This is a genomic window from Altererythrobacter aquiaggeris (genome assembly GCF_037154015.1).
GTDB classification, from domain to species: domain Bacteria; phylum Pseudomonadota; class Alphaproteobacteria; order Sphingomonadales; family Sphingomonadaceae; genus Aestuarierythrobacter; species Aestuarierythrobacter aquiaggeris.
The window spans coordinates 1,245,616-1,265,108 of the sequence record NZ_JBANRL010000001.1; the positions used below are offsets into that span (position 1 = coordinate 1,245,616).

The window sequence follows — 19,493 nt, forward strand, 5'->3', positions numbered from 1 at the left end:
GGTGTGGCAGAAGAAGTTTAGCAATTAGTTGATGTGCGCGAAATTGCGTTAAAGTGGGGAATATGGCCGAACATACGATCCGCTTCAGAATTACCGAACAGGACGTCGTCCGCGCGACAAAGCTTGGTGCCGCACGCAAATTGCCGATCCCGGTCCTCCCGCTGATCCTGATCGGTTTGGCAGTCGCGCTGTTTGCAATGCGGTGGGACCGGATGGAAGAAAGCGCAATCGGCACGGCTCTGGCTCCAGCCTTGCTCGCGCTCATCGTCGTGGTCGTGCTGGTGCAATATTTGATTATCCCGTGGAATGCGCGGCGGCATTACCGCCAGTCAGCGTCGCTCAAGGACGAGATTACTGCGCAATGGGATGCAAAGCGGATAGAGATCAAGGGCGAGCATGGCAGCTTGAAATTCGACTGGTCGGACTTTCACCGCTGGTCTGAAGATCAAGCGATCATACTGCTGTATCACAGCGAACAGGCTTTCAATGCGGTCCCGAAGTCTGCCCTGGATGATCACCAATTATCGAGCATTAAGAGCTATCTACAGAAGGCCGGTGTCAAAAAACGATAATTGGAGGCGGGGCGGAATATCCTATTTCTCGTTTAATCTGGGCATCAGTTCGACAAAGTTGCAGGGCCTGTTGCGGCTATCCAGTTGCTCGGACAGAATGCTGTCCCAGCCATCCTTCACCGCGCCGTTCGAGCCGGGCAAGCCGAACACATAGGTGCCATTTGCAATCACAGCGCAGGCGCGCGACTGGATCGTGCTGGTGCCGATGGTGCCGTAACTGATCCAGCGGAACAATTCTCCGAAGCCGGGAATATCCTTGTCCTTGATCATGCCAAACGCCTCGGGGGTCACGTCGCGCCCCGTCAGCCCGGTACCGCCGGTGGTAATGATCGCATCGATCGCCTTGTCGCCGGTCCAGACGCGCAGCTGGGCGGCAAGGGTGGCCGCGTCGTCCTGCACAATCATCCGCGCCGCCAGCATATGTCCGGCCCCGGCGATCCGTTCCGCCAGAATATCGCCTGATGTATCGTCTGCCGCCGTCCGCGTGTCCGATACCGTCAGCAAGGCGATGTTTATCGGCGTAAAAGTCAGCGATTTATCGACCGCCACGGGGCGTTTCCGGGAATTTGGGCCATTCGCCCTGGGCCATCGCTTGACGGCTGGGCGATGCGCTGCCGGCCTGTCGTTCGTACATCCAGTAATTGCGCATGACGATGCCGACATATCCGCGCGTCTCCCAATAAGGGATGCTTTCGATATATAGCAGCGGGTCATCCTGGTCGCGGATCTCGCTTTCCCAGCGGGTCACAGGCGTCAATCCGGCATTATACGCGGCCATTATCTTGGGGAGTTTCCCCTGCGTTGCGCGGCTGGTGTTCAGTTGCTGCAAGGCGCGCTGGCCAAATGCCAGATTGACCTCCGGATCGGCGAGGTTCGCATAACGGGCGTCCATATTGAGCGAGGATGCATGTTCGCGCGCCGCGATCGGCATAATCTGCATCAGCCCCTTCGCGCCCGCCGGACTGACGACCGCTGCACGAAAGTTCGATTCCTGCAGCGCATGAGCGTAAGCGAGCGCGGGATCGACTTCCCATCCGCTGACCGGGGTCCATTTCGGCGCGGGATACCGCAAGACCGGCTGCGAGCGTGCCCCGCGCGGCGCGTTATGCGCCATCCATAATTGCGTCGAGGGCAGTCCGAGATCGCGTGCCAGCCGCGACAGCGCATCATAATCGCGGGGATTGCCGATCCGTGCCTGATGGCGCAAAACCTCGTCAGCCAGCGCGCTGCGCCCGATTTCGGCCAACTGGATGGCCACCCGAACATTCTGCTCGTCGTCGAGCCGCTTCCAGTCATCGTTGCTGAAGTCGGCTTCGCTGTGGGTCTGCGCCAACTGCTGGCCCAGCTGTTCGCGCGCCAGCATCCCGTAAAGCGTTTCGTCGTAAACGGCTGCAGCGCGCAATTGTTCGGCCGCCCGTTCGGGAAAACGGCAGCGGATATAGGACCGGCTTGCCCAATACCGCGCCGCTGCGGTCAATTCAGGATCTGTCGAACCAAGTGCCGCACGTTCGAACCCCGATGCAGCCAGGTCGCAATCGCCCAGCCGCCATGCAGCCAGACCCACCACCCAGTCGCCCTCCGCGACCCAGGGCCCGCTGCCTTCGCGGACTGTCTGCGCCATGCCCAAAGCGGCGCGGTCGTCATTTTCTATGTAATAGCTCCACGCGACACGGCGGCGCCATTCCGCTCTGGCTGACGAGCTCAGACCGGAATCAATCCCGTCCAGCAACTGCCTCGCGCCATCCGGATCATCATTCTTGATCCTGTCCAGAATTCCGGCACGGATTTCTTCGGGCAGGGTGCCATCATTGATCGAACGCGGATTGACCCGCTTGGATGCATAAGGCTGCGGCACAAGGCTGCTTGCCTGGGGCAAGGAAGGCAGGCTGGTTGCGCCGCGCTTCAACGCGAGATTTGATAGCTGTTCGGCTTGCGGCAGATAACGGCCGGTTTCCAGCAGCGCCTCGATTGCGGGCAATGCGATTTGCGGGCTGTTGGCATGAAGATAATATTCTGCGCGCGCGACATCGTGCAGCGGGCCACCACTCCGGCTGTTCAGCCGGCTTTCGACATCGACCCATTGCTCACGGTCGATCAGGCGGAATATCTCGCGGTAGAATTCGCGGTCTGCAGGCGACAGCAAAGTGGGTGCGGCCGATTGGGCGATCCTTGCGCGGAAATACTCAGCAGTATCGGCACGTGCTGCGGTTGCGGGAAGCGCCGCTGCGAGCGATGCGGCGGTTACCAATGCCAGGTGGCGGAATTGCATTTCTAGTTACTCGTCCAATCAAGCCAGTCCGCCCAAAAACGGGACCGGGCTACTGCGGATTGCAGCAGCATCGCAATGTCACGGCTAGCCATAGCCGGAATATTTCCCGATTCTTGCGCTATTTCCTGCAAAGAGGCAGGGCTTTGCGCCTTGTCGTGGCCCAAAAGCGGCAGGATGCCCGAACCGAAGATGCACAGCCGTTTCGGCGCCACCAATCCGATGTGATGGCGCAGGATCCGACCCATCCCGCGCGCCTCGATCTGCGCCCAGTCAGCCAGCGGCGTGTGCCGCGGCAGGGCTGAAGCAAGATATATTGCACTCTCGTCATACCCCATTGCGGCCGCCATATTGCCGATCAGCACGCCGTGTGGCCCGCCGAGCAAAGTGCCCCGGTCATCGATTTCGGGTTCCGCCACCACAATCATCAGTTCCGCGCCGTGCACACCGCGCGGCGGAACGCGCGGACAGGTTCCGTTATCGTCGAGTGTTTTTTCGCTCAGCCACCAGCCGCCAAATTCAGCCAGCCGCGTTGGCCAGCTTGCCGCATCACCGCCGATTTGGGGGATGGCAACCTTTGCAACTGCGCCATTCCCGGCAGGCGTATCGGCAGCCTCCGACGTTACGGTTTGCGTGGCTGCTGCAGAATCATCCTTTTCATCCAGAAGCCAGTTTGCGGGCTGATCGGAGTAATCCATATCGACACCCGCACCGCGCCACCAGTCGATAGCGCCGGCGATCTGTGCGGCCAGATCAGGGGGCGGGGTTTGATTCATTGTCACGCAGCGGGTCTTGACCTGCAACGCCGCAGCAATCAAGGCTTTTGCAACAGTTTCAAGGGCCGCGAAACCGGGCCCCATGCAAGTCGGGGAATACGCGAAATGAGCGAACGCGAATCTATGCCATGCGATGTGGTGATTGTCGGGGGCGGTGTTGCCGGCCTCGCTGCGGCAATCCGCCTTAAGCAAATCAACGAAGACCTCGAAGTCATCGTGCTCGAAAAAGGTTCGGAAATCGGGGCGCATATATTGTCCGGCGCGGTGGTCGATCCCAAAGCCCTCGACGAACTGGTTCCCGATTGGCGCAATCAGGAATGCCCGATGGCGCAGACGCCTGTGACGGACAATCTGCACTGGGTGCTCTCGGCCAGCAAGAAATACGGTTTGCCGCATCTGATGCTTCCTCCGCTGATGTCGAACAAGGGGTGTTACACAGGATCGCTTGGAAATCTGGCCCGCTGGATGGGCGAACAGGCCGAAGCGCTGGGCGTGATGGTTTTTCCGGGATTTCCTGCATCGGAGGTGATGTTTAGCGACAATGGTGCCGTGCGCGGCGTCATCACACAGGACATGGGGGTTGCTGCCGACGGGTCCCAGAAGGCCGATTTCCAGCCCGGTATGGAAATCGAGGCGAAATACACCCTATTTGCAGAGGGTGCGCGCGGTAACCTGACCAAACAGATGAAGGCCAGATTCGATCTGGAGGCCGATTGCGAACCGCAGGTTTACGGGCTTGGCATCAAGGAACTGTGGGATATCGACCCCGACAAGCACGTGCCGGGACGGGTCATCCATACGCAGGGCTGGCCGCTGTCCGAAAGCGACAGTTGGGGCGGCGGGTTTTTATACCATCAGGCAAACGGACAAGTCGCGTGTGGATTTGTGACCGCGCTCGATTACAAGAACCCCTATGTCTCACCGTTTCAGGAATTCCAGCGCTGGAAACACCATCCCGCGATTGCCGAAATTCTCGAAGGCGGAAAGCGGGTGGCCTATGGCGCGCGCGCAATCAACGAAGGTGGCTGGCAAAGCATTCCCAAGCTGGCGTTCCCCGGCGGCGCGCTGATCGGCTGTGCAGCAGGATTTGTAAATGTACCGCGAATCAAGGGAAGCCATACCGCGATGAAGAGCGGTATGCTCGCAGCCGAAAGCATTGCCCAGGCGATTGCCGGTGGTAACGAGCATTCCGAACTATCTGATTATGAAGCCAATCTGCGTAGTAGCTGGATTGCCGATGAACTGAAAAAGGTTCAGAATGCCGAACCTGCAGTTGCCAAATATGGCGGCGATCTGGGGACCATCCTGGGCGGGATCGACATGTGGATGCGGACGCTGAAAGTCGGCCTGCCCATTTCGATGGAGCATCACCGCGATTACACGACAACCCAGCGTGCCGACCTGTATCGGCCGATCCAATATCCCAAACCCGATGGCGTGCTGAGTTTTGACCGGCTGACGTCAGTCGCGTTTTCTTATACCAATCACGCAGAAGACCAGCCTAATCATTTGAAAGTAGGGGACTTGACCCTTCAAAAGGAAAGCGAGCTGGACGTCTTTGCCGGACCATCGACACGCTATTGTCCGGCCGGTGTTTACGAATGGGTGACCGAGGACGGAGCAGAGCCGAAATTCGTTATCAACTCGCAAAACTGTGTCCATTGCAAAACGTGCGACATCAAGGATCCGAACCAGAATATCAACTGGACCACGCCTGAGGGCGGCGGCGGCCCCAATTACCCGAATATGTGATCGCGTTGCGCGAAACGGCCTATGCAAAGATCAACCTTGCGCTGCACGTTCGCGCGCGGCGTCCGGACGGTTATCATGAGTTGGAGACGATTTTCGCGTTTGTCGATGATGGTGATTTGCTGACTGCGGCGCCAGCGGCGCAGGATCGTTTGACAACTGTTGGAGAATTCGCGCCCCAACTGACTGATCCTTTTGATAATATCGTCGCCAAAACGCTAAGCCAATTACCGCGCCAGGGCGGTCTGTATATCACTTTGGAAAAACGCCTTCCGGTCGCGGCTGGCCTGGGCGGAGGGTCCGCGGACGCCGGGGCTGTGTTCCGCCTGGTTCGTGATGCGCACGGATTGCCGGAAGACTGGAAGTTGCGCGCTGCGAAATTGGGCGCTGATGTGCCCGCCTGCGTCGCAAGCGTTACCTGCATAGGGCGCGGGACAGGCACCGAACTGGCCGCGATCGAGAATGATCTGGCCGGAACGCCCGTGCTGTTGGTCAATCCCGGAGTTGCGCTCTCGACTGCTGCGGTATTCAACGCCTGGGACGGGCAGGATCGCGGTACAATGCCCACCGGCAGCGTCAGCGAAATTGCGCAGCATGGCAGAAACGATCTCGAAAAGCCCGCAATCAGTCAGTGTCCGGTGATCGCAGACGTGCTTGCCACGCTCGCACAGACACCCGCATTTCTTGTCCGTATGTCGGGCTCCGGTGCGACTTGTTTCGCGCTTTACCGCAGTCATGACGTCATGCGTGAAGCGGCAGAAATGCTGGATTCGAAGCAGCCGGCGTGGTGGCAGATGCAGGGCGCGCTCAGATGAACGAAATGGTTTACCGGCGCATCGGCAGCGCACGGCGGGGCGGGATAGTCTGTATCGGAGACCATGCGTCCAACGCCGTCCCCGAGGACATTGATCTGGGTATTGCGGCAGGCCTGCTGGACAATCACATAGCGGTCGATATCGGTGTCGAAGGTGTCACCAGCAGGCTTGCCCTGCAACACGGGATTGCGGCGCATATCGCGGCCGTCAGCCGCTTGGTGTGCGATCTGCACCGCCATGAACATGAAAATGCGGTCGTTCCGGTATCGAGTGACGGCCATGCGATCCCGGGCAATATCGGCGCCGATATTGAATCCCGCCTTGCAACGTTTCACAGGCCCTATCACAGTGCGTTGGCCGATTGGCTCGGCGAAATCGAGCCGGCGCTTATTATCGCCGTGCACAGCTTTACGCCCGTGCTGGAGAGCAAGCGCGAAGCCCGCCCGTGGGAAGTGGCATTGTTATATAATCAGGATGAACGCGCGGCCCGCCATGCTATCAAACTGTTTCAGGATGAGGGCCTATGTGTCGGAGATAACGAGCCTTATTCGGGTAAACAGTTGAACGCGACCATGGACCGTCACGCTGAACTCGCCGGCAGACCCTATCTGACAATCGAAATCCGGCAGGACCAGATCGCTGATGATGCAGGGCAAATCCGATGGGCCAGGCTTCTCGCTTCTGTGGCAGCAAAGGTCGAACAGTCATTGCGCGTCCCGTGACTTTCCTGATTGGTCTTCCGCACCAGTAATTTTGCAATTCTGTTTCGCCGGGCAATTATGCTAGAGCATTATTCGTACAAATCTGACGCAACCGCGACCTTTCGCCTGGAGTAACCAATGCCCGCCTATCGTTCACGTACGACAACCCATGGCCGCAATATGGCGGGCGCGCGCGGCTTGTGGCGCGCAACCGGAATGAAGGACGGCGATTTCGGCAAACCGATTATTGCGGTTGTGAACAGTTTTACACAGTTTGTCCCCGGACATGTCCACTTGAAGGATCTGGGGCAACTGGTCGCGCGCGAGATCGAGGCTGCGGGCGGGGTAGCCAAAGAATTCAACACGATAGCGGTCGATGATGGCATCGCGATGGGCCATGACGGGATGTTGTATTCGCTGCCCAGCCGCGATCTGATCGCCGACAGCGTGGAATATATGGTCAACGCGCATTGCGCCGATGCGATGGTTTGCATTTCCAATTGCGACAAGATTACGCCGGGAATGTTGATGGCGGCCATGCGGATCAACATTCCGGTGGTGTTTGTTTCGGGCGGCCCGATGGAAGCGGGCAAGGTAATCGTCGATGGCAAGGAACGCGCGCTCGATCTGGTCGATGCAATGGTTGCCGCTGCTGACGAGCGTTATTCCGACGAGGAGGTTGCCGAGATCGAACGCGCGGCCTGCCCGACCTGCGGATCATGTTCGGGTATGTTCACCGCCAATTCGATGAACTGCCTGACCGAGGCGCTGGGCCTGTCCTTGCCCGGCAACGGTTCAACCCTGGCGACGCATTCCGACCGCAAGAGCTTGTTTTTAAGGGCCGGCCGCCTCATCGTGACCTTGGCCAAGCGTTATTATGAAGAAGATGACGCAAGCGTTCTACCGCGCACCATCGCCAGCTTCTCGGCATTTGAAAATGCCATGTCGCTCGATATCGCGATGGGCGGTTCGACCAATACGGTGCTGCATCTGTTGGCTGCGGCGCACGAAGCCGGCGTCGATTTCACGATGGCCGATATCGATCGCCTTTCGCGCAAAGTTCCCTGTCTTTCCAAAGTGGCGCCCGCCAAAGATGATGTGCACATGGAAGATGTGCACAGGGCGGGCGGGATCATGTCGCTGCTGGGCCAACTGGATCAGGCAGGGTTGCTGAATACCGCGCTGCCCACCGTCCATAGCCCCACCATGGCCGATGCGCTTGATGATTGGGACATTTCGCGCACCAACAACCCCAAGGTCCACGAATTCTTCAGTGCCGCGCCCGGCGGCGTTCCGACGCAAACCGCCTTCAGCCAGTCCCGCCGCTGGGCAGAGCTTGATCTGGACCGTGAAAACGGCGTTATCCGCAGTGCCCGGCACGCGTTCAGCCAGGATGGCGGCCTTGCAGTCCTGAGCGGTAATGTCGCGCTGGACGGGTGCATCGTGAAAACAGCCGGTGTGGACGAGAGCATTCTGACTTTCAGCGGCCCCGCCAAGGTCTTCGAAAGCCAGGATGATAGCGTCACCGCCATATTGACCGGGCAAATAATCGAAGGTGATGTGGTCGTGATCCGTTATGAAGGCCCCAAGGGCGGGCCCGGAATGCAGGAAATGCTCTATCCAACCAGCTACCTCAAATCGAAGGGGCTGGGCGCGGCTTGCGCGCTGTTGACCGACGGCAGGTTTTCTGGCGGCACTTCGGGGCTTTCGATCGGCCACGTATCTCCCGAAGCGGCGGAAGGCGGCGCTATCGGCCTGATCCGTGACGGCGATATTATCGACATCGATATACCGGGCCGATCGGTCTCGTTACGGATTTCGGACGATGAGTTGGCAATGCGGCGCAGCGCGATGGAATCAAAGGGGGATGATGCATGGAAACCTGCCGACGTGCGGCCGCGCGCCGTTTCGCAAGCATTGCTGGCCTATGCCGCGATGACCACCAGCGCAGCGCGCGGGGCGGTCAGAGATATTACGCAGCTCAAAACCCGTTGAAATACCGGATTTCGGTCTGCCTTGCAGCGGCAATTCTGGCGGCTTGCTCGCCTGCGTCGGAAGGCGCGAACGCTGGCGAGGTAACCAGCATTATGTGCGCCACCGGCAATGCCGCGACTTTTGCGCCCGATTGCACAATCGAGCGCACCCGGGCCGATAATAAAACTATTCTGGTCATCCGGCACAAGGATGGCGGTTTTCGCCGGTTCGAGGTGCTTGGCTTTGATGGCGGTCTGGTTTCGGCTGACGGGGCTGACGCCGCGATTGTCGTTGCCGATGGTAACAATGTGCTCGTCACCGTCGAAAGCGACCAGTACCGCATTCCCGTGGCGGCCTCAGCCAATCAGGTAATCCCGTCCAGCTGATGCGCTAATGACTGGCGTGTGTCGGCAGATCGGACTACGCGCGCCAGGTGATTACCGATGGAACAATTATTCGCCTCGCCGCAAAGGGCGATGGATTAACCAGCGACGGCCGGCATTTTTCAGGCACGGCACCGGGTGATGAGGTGCTGGCAGACGGATCGTTTGACCGCGGCCCGCATTACCAGACCCCTCCATGCCGGCATTTTGGCAAATGCGGCGGCTGCCAGTTGCAACATTGCGACGATGCCGCATTGGCAGAGTTTGTCTCCAACCGGGTGAAATTTGCCGCAGAGTCGCAAGGACTTGAGCCTGACGTCATGACGGCGGCACATCTGTCTCCAACCAAATCCCGCCGCCGCGCCACCATGCTGGCCACCAACATCGGCGGACGGCCTCATATCGGTTTCAGAGAGGCCGGATCGCACAGGCTGGTCGATCTTGCGGAATGCCATATCCTGCGCCCCGAACTGTTTGCGCTGGTGGCCCCGCTGCGCGCGATGCTTGCCCGGCGCAAAGGCCGTTATTCTGTCGAAGTCGAATTGGCGATTGTCGAGGAAGGGGTGGATTGCGGGCTCAAGAATCTGCCGGTCGAAGGGCTCGCCGAAACCGAAGCACTGCTCGATTTTGCGCGGGATAATGCGCTGGCACGTTTGACAGTGGATCGGGGTTTCGGCAGCGAAACCAACTGGGAGCCGCAGCCTGCCACGGTCAATCTTTCGGGCGTGAGCGTCCCATACCCGTCAGGATCATTCCTGCAGGCTACCCGCGATGGGGAGGACGCGCTGGTAGGCGCTGCGCGTGAATGGCTGGGCGACAGCGCGACCGTCGCCGATCTGTTCGCGGGACTGGGCACATTTGCCTTCGCACTGGCAGGTGATACCAAGGTGCTTGCGGTCGAAGCATCGCGCGATGTGCATTTTGCTTGCAAGACAGCAGCCGGCCAGTCGCGCAGACCGGTCCATTCGGTGCACCGCGATCTGTTTCGTAATCCGCTGGAAACACAGGAGCTTAACCGGTTCACGTCAGTATTGCTTGATCCTCCAAGAGCGGGCGCGCGCGACCAGATTGCGCAAATTGCGGCAAGCACTCTGGAGCGGGTTGCTTACATCAGCTGCAACCCGTCCAGCTGGGCGCGCGATGCAAAAACTTTGGCAGATGCCGCGTTCAAATTGCGCGAATTGCGCCCTGTCGGGCAGTTCCGGTGGTCAACCCATGTCGAACTTGCAAGCTATTTTACGCGCTAGCTTCGCAGCACGCTGATGATCTGCTCGTGCAGCCACTGTCGGGCGTGTTGCTCGGCATAGGCGTGACTTGCGCCTTCGCATACTCTGATGCGCGCATCATTGCTTGGCCAGACAGCCTGAAATGCCTTGGCAGTGCGGTCACGTCCGGCCAGCAAAAAAACAATTTCTCCGTCAAACGCTTCAAGACCGGCTGCCATCGCGTCTTTTAACGAGTTGTGCGCCGCACCGGGCCGGGCCGCTGCCGCCAGCCCTTGCGCCAGTTTCCGGAATGAAACGTTTCCCGCAAGAAGCCGCAGTAACTCTTTGGGGCTTTTAAGTTTTTCCCAATAACGCGCGCGCACCGCGCCGGGTGAGGGGCCTTGGGCATCATTCTCGATCGTCCAGGGATTTGACAACACCAGCGCGCCGAGGCCTGCGCCCGATGACAGCATAAGCGCGCTTGCCGCATCGCAATTGCCGAAACCCGTGATGCGGGTCACCTGCGGTGCTTCATTTCTAAACGCAGCAACGGCCGCGGCCATATCGGCATCTTCGTGCCGGAAGCCTGAATTCGTACCCTCGCTATCGCCAACTCCGCGGCGATCGTACCGGAACACCGGAAATCCTGCCGCCGCGACATCTGCTGCCAGCATCGCCTGACCTGAAAACGCGCCGGCCCGCGTCTCGTTACCGCCGGTGACAATCAGCAGTCCCGAAGTGCCTGCCGCATCATCCAGAGTGCCGGCGCAGCGCACCCCGTCACAATCGTAGCTGACATGGCGGCGGTGCATCACACCAGATCCATCGCTATTATCGCGGCCAGCGCATCAGCCTGCCCGGCATCGTAATCAGGTTCGGCGCGTAGCCACAGGCCGCCGCCTGCGCCCAGATCGGCCTGCGGCACATCGCGCAAATTTGCGGAAACGGGCTTATCCGTATCTGAAAGAGCCGAATACATCGCCGCGCCCAGCCTGTATCCGGCCAGTTCGATCCCATCACGCCGCGCCGAAGCATCGAGCAGTTCGGCGGTTTCATCTTGCCCGGCTTCGCGCGAAGCAATCAGCCGGGCCCTGAGCAGCGAGCGGATGGTTTGCTTTCCGCCCGCCGCGGCATAGCTCCATCCGGGCAGCGAACGGGGTGCCAGAATTACACCTGCGCGCACTGCCAGCACGTGTGTCGCATGGAAGTACTCTGCTGCCGCAGCGGCGGCATCGCGCCATGTCAGCAGCGTTTGCTGTTCGAGCGACTGGCAGCTTTCATTCATTCCAGGCAAATCCGGTAATGCACAGTCGATGCCCGAACCCGACAATCGCCGCATTATTTCAATGATTTGATGGCGTGTCTTGTTCGCTTCATCAAACAATGCGGGCATAACCAGCACACGCTGTTTGGCGCCGGTTTCGAACGCTACGGCCAGTTCGGATGACATCTCGCCGCCGGGCAGCGGGCATGGCCAGTCGGTCAACATATCAGGGCTTTAGCCCCTGATGCATTTGACCTCGGCAAAGGCCATCAGGCTGCCAAAGGTTTCGAGCATTTCGCCATCGACATCATCATCCTCGATAACGATGTCCATCCGGTCTTCCATTTCGGTTAACAATCCCGCCACGGCCATGGAATCGAGTTCCGGGAGATGGCCGAACAACCCTGTCTCGCTGCCGAAACCAGCGACAGCTTCAGGGTCGAGCCCGAGCACATCAGCCAGGATCGAGCGCAATTGCGTATCGATAATGCTGCGGCTCGGCGGCATGGAATCGATAACCTTGGAAGGTCGGGCGGCATTTTTGGCAGTCATCTGGTCCGCATCTCCCCTTGGGAACCGGAAAATGCCCTAGCCGCCGTGTCTGGCTGGCGCAAGACGGCGAATTGCGCGCTTGACGAGCGCCGGCCAGCTTCGCGGGTCGGACGGATTAAGGCAATCGATCCGGTAGCGAGGCCGGATGTCCTCCATCCAGTCAGCTTTGTAGCGGTCGCTTCCGGTGCCAAAATCGATCATTTCCACCCCGTCGCGGTCAATCACGTGTTCGAAAAGTGCCGCGGTCAGCACCGTTCCCGCCGACAGCTGTTTGTGTTCTTCCAGATGCGCCAGCTTATGGATGTAGGCGGTGCCGGATTCGACGGTCCAGAACTGCGCTGCAATCGCCGTACCGCCCAGACGCGCTATGCCCAGTCTGATGCGGCCCAGAGCGCCTTCGTCCTCGGCAAACTGTCTGAGCAGCGCGGGATTACCCTCTTCGGGTTTCCAGCTTCGTTGGTAGATATCTTCGTAATCTGACCAGCTCCCAGCGTCGAATGCGGCCAATATCTCTACCGTAACCTTTCCGGCTTTGCGTTTGAGCGTGGTTCGCAGCTGCCCCGGGCGCCGCGCGATATATTCAGCGTAGGTCCGTCCGTTGACGTGCAGAACGTGATTGTCATCGCATTTTGTCATCTCGGTCTGCCAGCCGGCATCGGCAAAGGCGTCACGAAGGAGTGAAGCAGAGCCATCCTCGTCCGGCACCGGTGACATCGTAACGCGGAATGCTCTCTGGCGTAATTGCGATGCAATAATACCAAGCAATTCCAGTTTGTTGGGCGATCCATTGACCAAGGGACGCCACGTGAAGGCGTACCAGTTTGCAAGCGGTCCAACTACGCCGCCAGCTTGCATCAAGGGCAATGCGGCCATTCCGTGCGCGTTTTTCGCGATTGCAATCACAGGCTTCCTGCCAGCCTCGTTTGCCAGCAGGGCAAACCATTCCGCCCGATCGAACGGCGAGGCGGCCGCGCAATTCATGGCTTGCAACTCGTTAACCGTGCCGTGATAGCTGACGCTGTTCAACTGATGTGTCCCTCCCGTCTGGAGCATGAATGTCCGCCGCGCCCGATCCTGAACCACGGCCGCTTGATCATCTTGTCCTGAACGGCAATGACGATGCGGCTGCGCTGATCTTACGCGATCGCACGCTTACTTACAGCGAATTAAACGATCGTGTGTCGCGGCTTGCCAGCTGGTTACAATCCATTTTGCCTGAAGCGGGCGCGCGAGTGGCCACTTGGGCGGCCAAGACCGAACTGGCTTGCCTTGTGCCGCTGGCGGCGGCGCGCGCCGGCTTGGTGCACGTCCCGATCAATCCGCTGCTGAAACGCGCGCAGGCAGCGCACATCCTGAGCGATAGCGGCGCATCGTTGCTGGTGGGGACCAAATCACGGCTGGGTTCGCTTGTTGCAGATGATTGCCCGGCAAATTGTGCGATGCTCACCGAAGAAACAGTGTGGGACGAGGCGGGACGGCATGACGGAATGGTCGGACCGTCCAATTATGATCCGGGCGACCTCGCCGCCATTCTGTACACCAGCGGCTCCACCGGACGGCCAAAAGGCGTCATGCTCAGCCATGCGAATCTATGGCTGGGCGCGGTCAGCGTGGCGCATTATCTTGAATTGGCCGCCGATGACGTTGTCCTTGCCGTCCTCCCGCTGTCATTCGACTACGGACAAAACCAGCTGTTAAGCGCGTGGTATGCGGGCGCGGCCGTAACGCCGCTCGATTATCTTTTTCCCGCTGACGTCGCAAAGGCCTGTGCAAAATACGGCGTCACGACACTGGCGGCGGTTCCGCCGCTATGGCTCCAGCTCGCCGAGCTGGATTGGCCAGCTGAAGCCAGTACGCCGCTGCGGCGCCTGACGAACAGCGGCGGTGCGCTGACGCGGGATATGGTGCGCGATCTGCGGGGTCTGTTCCCGCGCGCGCGTCTTTATCCGATGTACGGCCTGACCGAAGCATTCCGTTCGACGTTCCTGGCACCGGACCTTGTCGATCTGCATCCGACTTCGATGGGCACCGCAATTCCCTTTGCCGAGATTCTGGTAATCGATGACGAAGGTAAAATCACCGCACCGGGCGAGGAGGGTGAACTGGTGCATTGCGGCCCGCTTGTCGCGCAGGGATACTGGCAGGATCCGGCGCGCACCGCTGACCGCTTCAAACCAGCGCCGGCAGCTTCGGAATATGGCGGGTTGGCGGTATTTTCAGGCGACAGGGTGAAACGCAGCGCGGATGGCCTGCTGTATTTTGTGGGCCGGCGTGATGCGATGATCAAAAGTGCCGGCAACAGAATAAGCCCGCAAGAACTCGAAGATGCGGCGCGTGCAACCGGGCTTGTTTCCGAAGCGGTTGCACTGGGTATCGCCGATGAACGGTTGGGCCATGCAGTGCATCTGGTTGTGCGGGCGGCCCCTGACGCGGTAGACGCGCAAAACCTGCTACCCAAATTTTTATCAAGGGAATTGCCCAATTTCATGTATCCCAAAGTCATCCACTGGCGCGAAACTATGCCGCTCAATCCGAACGGCAAGATCGATCGTGCACAGTTGGCGCGGGAGGTGACTGCGTGAAGCCGCTTGGCCCCGTTCCCGATGGTTACACCGCCAAAAACGGCGAATTGGCGATAAGCGGGATCGCTGCCGGCGAGTTGGTCAGACAGGCGGGTGACACACCGCTGTTCGTTTATTCGGCCGATCTGATTTCTTCGCGAATTCGCCAGTTGCGCGCCGCGCTGCCCGCGCGCATCGCCATAAATTACGCGATCAAGGCCAACCCGTTTGACGATGTCCTGAAATTGATGGCGGGGCTTGTCGATGGATTTGACATTGCTTCCGGCGGGGAACTGGACATTGCGCTGCGTGCCGGTCTCGATCCTGCGCTGATCAGTTTCGCCGGCCCGGGCAAGCGCGATAGCGAGCTGGAAAAAGCGATTGCGTCCGGTGTCACGCTCAATCTGGAATCGGAGCACGAGGCGCGGCGGGCACTGGCTATTGCGGAACGGATCGGCAAGCGCCCGAAACTGGCCATTCGCGTCAATCCGCATTTCGAACTGCGCGGTTCGGGCATGAAAATGGGCGGCGGCGCGAAACAGTTTGGCATCGATCAGGAAAGAGTGCCTGCACTGGCGCGCGAAATCATCGGCGCGGGGGCGGAATGGCGCGGACTGCATATTTTCACGGGGAGCCAGGCGCTGGATGCCGGTGCCATCGGCGAAACGCAGGCGAATGTGCTTGATCTGGCTGCCGAGTTATCCTGCGCCATCGGCGTGCCGCTGCCAAAGCTCAATATGGGTGGCGGCTTCGGAATTCCGTATTTCAGCAACGACAAGCCGCTGGATATCGCAGCGGTCGGGGCTGCCCTCGCGCAGCATCTTGCAAACTTGCCGGAACCCATTGAAAACACGGAACTCTGTGTCGAACTGGGCCGATATCTGGTGGGCGAAGCCGGGGTTTATCTGACCCGGATTGTGGACAAGAAAGTCAGCCAGGGCGAGACGTTTCTTATCACCGATGGCGGCCTGCATCATCAACTGGCCGCTTCGGGCAATTTCGGCACCGTTGTTAGGCGCAATTATCCGGTTGCGATCGCCAGCAATTTCAACGGCACCGAACTGGAAGAAGTCAATGTCGTGGGTTGCCTGTGCACCCCGCTCGACAGGCTGGCGGACAAGGCCGAGCTTCCGGCGGCGCAGATTGGCGATCTGGTGGCTGTGTTTTGCGCCGGAGCTTACGGCGCGACAGCCAGCCCGTTCGAATTTCTGGGGCAAGGCGCGGCAAGGCAAATGCTGGTTTAACCTTTTGCCTAAACCAGTCCCGTTTCGGGACCGTGCATCACAACGCCGACATTACTAACGCAATATTCACCCTTTTATCCGATTGAGGTTCCCGGATCCGCGAGTGCTGTGAACGGGGTAGCTTCCCGTCAACCGCTGCACCGCAAATTGGCCAGGGAATGCTTACGATGCGAAATAACAGGTTTTCGATACTGCTTGCAGGCTCTGCAATGGCCAGCTTCGCGCTCGCCGGATGTTCGAGCGGCGCGGGTACAGAGCTGCCCGCGGCGTCGTTCGTTGCGATGCAGGAAGGGCCGGGCGAAGAATATGTCATCGGTCCGCTTGACGAACTGACAATCCACGTATGGCGCAATCCCGAACTGGGTGCGGAGAAAATTCAGGTGCGGCCCGACGGGCGTATCACGACGCCGCTGGTAACCGATATGCCCGCGGTCGGCAAAACGCCTTCGATGCTGGCACAGGACATCAGGCTGCAGCTTTCACAATATATCGAAGAACCGCTGGTTTCCGTCATCGTCAACGAATTTGCCGGCACATTCAGCCAGCAAATCCGCGTTGTCGGTGCGACCGAAAAGCCGGCCTCGATCCCGTACCGCGCCAATATGACCGTACTGGACGCAATGATCGCGGTTGGCGGGCTGAGCGAATATGCATCGGGCAATAAAGCCAAACTTATCCGGTTCGACAAAACCAGCGGTAGCCAGAAAGAATATGCGCTGCGTCTGGCTGACCTGCTTAAACGCGGGGAAAGCCGGGCCAACGTCATGCTGAAGCCGGGTGATGTGATCATCATTCCCGAGAGCACCTTTTAAGGGGCTATGGGGCGGATGAACGAGCTTATCGAAGAACTGCAGTCGGCACTGCACGCGATATGGAACCGGCGGTGGCTGGCGCTTGGCGTCGCCTGGGGCGTTTGCCTGCTGGGCTGGCTGGCGATCGCGCTGATTCCCAATTCCTACGAATCGCAGGCGCGCCTGTTCGTCGAACTTGACGATGCGCTTGCAGAACAGCTCGATATCGGTTCGAACGCGCGGATGCGCGATATAGAGCGCGTTCGCCAGTCGCTGACCGGCGCGATCAATCTGGAAAAGGTGATCCGCTCCACGCAAATCGGCGAAACTATTACCACGCCCCGCGAAATGGACATGGCAATCATCGAACTGGCCAAGAATGTTCAGGTTTCGAGCGAGGCAGGCAATCTGTTTGTGCTGACTGCCGAAAGTGGCCGCAGCGATTTGTCCGACAGTGAAAACGCAGTTCTGGCGCAAAATATCACGCAGAAAATGATCGATATCTTCCGCGAGGAGAACATCGCGGGCGGCCGGGGTAAAATGCAGGAAACGCTCACTTTCCTCGACCAGCAGCTCGAAGCACGCCAGCTGGAACTCGAGGCGGCAGAACAGCGCCGCGTCGCCTTTGAAGCAGGCAACCCTGAAATTATCGGCGGAACCGGTGCACTGACATCCAATCTCGCGGCAACGCGCGCCGAACTTCGCAATGTCGAGGCCGACCTTGCCGCTGCACAAAGTTCGCTGGCGGCAATCAACGGCCAGATTGCCAGCACGCCGCGTTCGATTGTATCGGATGGTGCAGGGGGCGGATCGCGCGGAGCGTTGATGCAGGCGCAGTCCAACCTTTCCAGCTTGCGTGCGCGCGGGCTGACCGGCAGCCATCCCGATATCGTTGCCGCCGAACGGCAGGTCGATGCGCTCGAGAAACAGGTGTCGCGCGAAGGACCCACTTCCAGCAGCATCGCCAATCCCGCTTACAGTTCGCTCCAGTCCATTCGCGCCGAACGGCAGGCCAATGTCCAGTCGCTGTCGTCGCGCAAGGCCGCTTTGCAATCCGAACTCGGGTCGATCAGCGCAAACCAGTCGGTCGCGCCAAGCCTTGTCGCGGAAGCCAACCGCATCAACCGAGACTATGAAGTTCTCAAAACCAAATATGACGAATTGCTGCAGGACCGTGAAGAACTGAAGCTTCGTGGCCAGGTCGAGAATGAGCGCAGCGCGATCCAGTTCGAAGTGATCGATCCGCCCACCACACCGCGTATCCCGTCGGCACCCAATCGCCCGCTATTGCTGCTGGGCGTGCTGATATTGGGCATCGGTGCGGGCATTGCGGTAGCGCTGGGGCTGAGCAAACTGAAATCCACTTTTTCCACGACGTCGAAGCTGGAAAGCGTGATGGACCTGCCGGTTCTGGGGGCCATTTCACACACCCTGACCGATGCGGGCAGGACGCTGGCTGCCAGACGGATGAAGATGTTTACCGCCGCCTGTGCCGGACTGGCGGGAATGTTTGTCGTTTTGCTTGCGGTGGAATTTATCCAGCGCGGCATGGTGGCCTGAGGGGATCGGCATGACTGAACATTCCAAAATTCCGGTGCCGCCCAAAGGCGATGGACAGAGCGAAGATCGCGCAGCCACACGCTCGTTGATCGAGCGGGCCAACGGGACTTTCGGGCTTGGTGGTTTTGGCGCTCCGCCAGTCCCGCGGCGCATCATCGATGCGCCGATGAAACACGCCCGCCCGGGCATTGTGAAAGCCGCTCCGCCGGCTGCACCAGCGCCGCGCGCGCCGGTGCCGGCACCCGTTTCCGAACCCGTTCCTGAAACCTTGGCCGGGCCCATAACCGGACCCGTACCGGTGCCCGCAATTGCGGCCGTATCGGATCCGCACGATGCGCCCGCCAGAGTTACTTTTGGCGGAGAGAAACACCCGGTCAACCGCGAGCATCTGCGCAATCAGGGCATGATAGTGCCCGATGCGGCAGCGACAGCGCTGCTGGAGGAATTCCGGATCATCAAGCGCCAGCTGATCAGTGCCGCCAAATCCGGCCCTGCAGCCCGGCGCGTGCTCATCTGTTCGCCGCTACCGGGTGAAGGCAAGACATTCTGCGCGGTGAATATGGCGCTTGCGATGGCGGCCGAGAAGGATGCCGAGGTTGTTCTGGTCGATGCGGATTTCGCCAAGCCTTCGATACTTTCGGTGCTGGGCCTGCCTGGCCGTGCCGGTCTGATGGACGCGCTGGCCGATCCGGTAATCAAGGTGGAAGATCTGGTACTGGGTACGGACATTCCGGGTCTGTGGGTTCTTCCGGCGGGCGAACAGTCAAATTCGGACAGCGAATATCTCACCAGTTCGCGCACCGCCGAAGTGCTCGACCGGCTAACCAGAGGCGCACCGAACCGAATGGTGATTTTCGATTCGCCGCCCGCGCTTGCCGCATCGCCCGCAGCCGAACTGGCCAAACACGTCGGACAAGCGGTGCTGGTCGCGCGTGCGGACAGCACAGGCCGGTCCGCTCTGGAGGATGCTTATCAGCTGCTTTCGGGGTGCCGGGATATCAAACTGCTGCTGAATGCAGCGAAGTTCAGCCCGAGCGGTCGCCGCTTCGGGACGTATTACGGTTACGAGGGGTAACCCGT

19 protein-coding genes are annotated in these 19,493 nt (G+C 59.6%); 12 read left to right on the forward strand and 7 right to left on the reverse strand.

All coding sequences use genetic code 11. From position 1 onward, the window contains the following. Positions 1-62 precede the first annotated feature (62 nt). The gene (locus WFP06_RS06075; RefSeq protein WP_336986330.1) at positions 63-572 is read left to right on the forward strand and encodes a YcxB family protein; all 510 of its coding nucleotides are present in this window, start codon (positions 63-65) and stop codon (positions 570-572) included. Between the two features lie 21 nt (positions 573-593). Here the strand turns inward: WFP06_RS06075 and moaB are convergent, their stop codons facing one another. The 3 genes from moaB to WFP06_RS06090 are packed head-to-tail and all read right to left on the reverse strand — an operon-like array spanning position 594 to position 3,614. Continuing rightward, the gene (gene moaB, locus WFP06_RS06080) at positions 594-1,121 is read right to left on the reverse strand and encodes a molybdenum cofactor biosynthesis protein B (RefSeq protein WP_336986331.1); all 528 of its coding nucleotides are present in this window, start codon (positions 1,119-1,121) and stop codon (positions 594-596) included. Further along, positions 1,108-2,841, reverse strand: a complete 1,734-nt coding sequence (locus tag WFP06_RS06085) for a lytic transglycosylase domain-containing protein (protein ID WP_336986332.1) — start codon at positions 2,839-2,841, stop codon at positions 1,108-1,110. The genes moaB and WFP06_RS06085 overlap by 14 nt, the downstream gene beginning before the upstream one ends. A gap of 2 nt (positions 2,842-2,843) precedes the next feature. Continuing rightward, positions 2,844-3,614, reverse strand: coding sequence for a uracil-DNA glycosylase family protein (locus tag WFP06_RS06090; RefSeq protein ID WP_336986333.1), 771 nt, complete (start codon positions 3,612-3,614; stop codon positions 2,844-2,846). 105 nt (positions 3,615-3,719) lie between these two features. Here WFP06_RS06090 and WFP06_RS06095 point away from each other — a divergent pair, with 105 nt between their 5' ends. The 6 genes from WFP06_RS06095 to WFP06_RS06120 all read left to right on the forward strand — a co-directional run bounded on the left by WFP06_RS06095 (position 3,720) and on the right by WFP06_RS06120 (position 10,483). After that, positions 3,720-5,366 carry an electron transfer flavoprotein-ubiquinone oxidoreductase gene (locus WFP06_RS06095; RefSeq protein WP_336986334.1) on the forward strand — a complete coding sequence of 549 codons (1,647 nt, stop codon included), beginning with the start codon at positions 3,720-3,722 and terminating at the stop codon, positions 5,364-5,366. Beyond that, positions 5,366-6,178, forward strand: coding sequence for a 4-(cytidine 5'-diphospho)-2-C-methyl-D-erythritol kinase (locus WFP06_RS06100; protein WP_336987646.1), 813 nt, complete (start codon positions 5,366-5,368; stop codon positions 6,176-6,178). The genes WFP06_RS06095 and WFP06_RS06100 overlap by 1 nt, the downstream gene beginning before the upstream one ends. Continuing rightward, a complete protein-coding gene (locus tag WFP06_RS06105; protein WP_336986335.1) occupies positions 6,175-6,900 on the forward strand; it encodes an N-formylglutamate amidohydrolase in 726 nt (241 codons plus the stop codon). Before WFP06_RS06100 ends, WFP06_RS06105 begins: the two co-directional genes overlap by 4 nt. Positions 6,901-7,017: 117 nt before the next feature. Next, complete coding sequence (ilvD, locus tag WFP06_RS06110) at positions 7,018-8,874, forward strand: dihydroxy-acid dehydratase (protein WP_336986336.1); 1,857 nt, start codon at positions 7,018-7,020, stop codon at positions 8,872-8,874. Then, complete coding sequence (locus WFP06_RS06115) at positions 8,871-9,239, forward strand: hypothetical protein (RefSeq protein ID WP_336986337.1); 369 nt, start codon at positions 8,871-8,873, stop codon at positions 9,237-9,239. Before ilvD ends, WFP06_RS06115 begins: the two co-directional genes overlap by 4 nt. 47 nt (positions 9,240-9,286) lie before the next feature. Then, positions 9,287-10,483, forward strand: a complete 1,197-nt coding sequence (locus WFP06_RS06120; protein WP_336986338.1) for a class I SAM-dependent RNA methyltransferase — start codon at positions 9,287-9,289, stop codon at positions 10,481-10,483. Here WFP06_RS06120 and WFP06_RS06125 read toward each other — a convergent pair. The 4 genes from WFP06_RS06125 to WFP06_RS06140 form a co-directional block, all read right to left on the reverse strand. After that, on the reverse strand, positions 10,480-11,253 hold the full coding sequence (locus WFP06_RS06125) for a hydrolase 1, exosortase A system-associated (RefSeq protein WP_336986339.1): 774 nt from the start codon (positions 11,251-11,253) through the stop codon (positions 10,480-10,482). The two genes, WFP06_RS06120 and WFP06_RS06125, sit on opposite strands and share 4 nt — an antisense overlap. After that, a complete protein-coding gene (locus WFP06_RS06130) occupies positions 11,253-11,930 on the reverse strand; it encodes an alpha/beta hydrolase family protein (RefSeq protein WP_336986340.1) in 678 nt (225 codons plus the stop codon). The genes WFP06_RS06125 and WFP06_RS06130 overlap by 1 nt, the downstream gene beginning before the upstream one ends. Positions 11,931-11,939: 9 nt before the next feature. After that, complete coding sequence (locus WFP06_RS06135) at positions 11,940-12,212, reverse strand: acyl carrier protein (RefSeq protein ID WP_419716239.1); 273 nt, start codon at positions 12,210-12,212, stop codon at positions 11,940-11,942. An 81-nt stretch (positions 12,213-12,293) separates the two neighbouring features. Continuing rightward, positions 12,294-13,310, reverse strand: coding sequence for a GNAT family N-acetyltransferase (locus WFP06_RS06140; protein ID WP_336986342.1), 1,017 nt, complete (start codon positions 13,308-13,310; stop codon positions 12,294-12,296). A gap of 2 nt (positions 13,311-13,312) precedes the next feature. Between WFP06_RS06140 and WFP06_RS06145 the strand changes: the two genes are divergently transcribed. From WFP06_RS06145 to WFP06_RS06165, 5 genes are all read left to right on the forward strand, one after another. Further along, positions 13,313-14,839, forward strand: a complete 1,527-nt coding sequence (locus WFP06_RS06145; protein ID WP_336986343.1) for an acyl-CoA ligase (AMP-forming), exosortase A system-associated — start codon at positions 13,313-13,315, stop codon at positions 14,837-14,839. Next, complete coding sequence (locus WFP06_RS06150; protein WP_336986344.1) at positions 14,836-16,062, forward strand: pyridoxal-dependent decarboxylase, exosortase A system-associated; 1,227 nt, start codon at positions 14,836-14,838, stop codon at positions 16,060-16,062. Before WFP06_RS06145 ends, WFP06_RS06150 begins: the two co-directional genes overlap by 4 nt. 167 nt (positions 16,063-16,229) lie before the next feature. Beyond that, positions 16,230-16,874 carry an XrtA/PEP-CTERM system exopolysaccharide export protein gene (locus WFP06_RS06155; RefSeq protein ID WP_336986345.1) on the forward strand — a complete coding sequence of 215 codons (645 nt, stop codon included), beginning with the start codon at positions 16,230-16,232 and terminating at the stop codon, positions 16,872-16,874. Between the two features lie 15 nt (positions 16,875-16,889). Further along, a complete protein-coding gene (locus WFP06_RS06160; RefSeq protein WP_336986346.1) occupies positions 16,890-18,413 on the forward strand; it encodes an XrtA system polysaccharide chain length determinant in 1,524 nt (507 codons plus the stop codon). Positions 18,414-18,423: 10 nt separating this feature from the next. Beyond that, positions 18,424-19,488: a P-loop NTPase family protein gene (locus WFP06_RS06165; protein WP_336986347.1), complete on the forward strand. Its 1,065-nt coding sequence runs from the start codon at positions 18,424-18,426 to the stop codon at positions 19,486-19,488. The last annotated feature ends 5 nt before the right edge of the window (positions 19,489-19,493 follow it).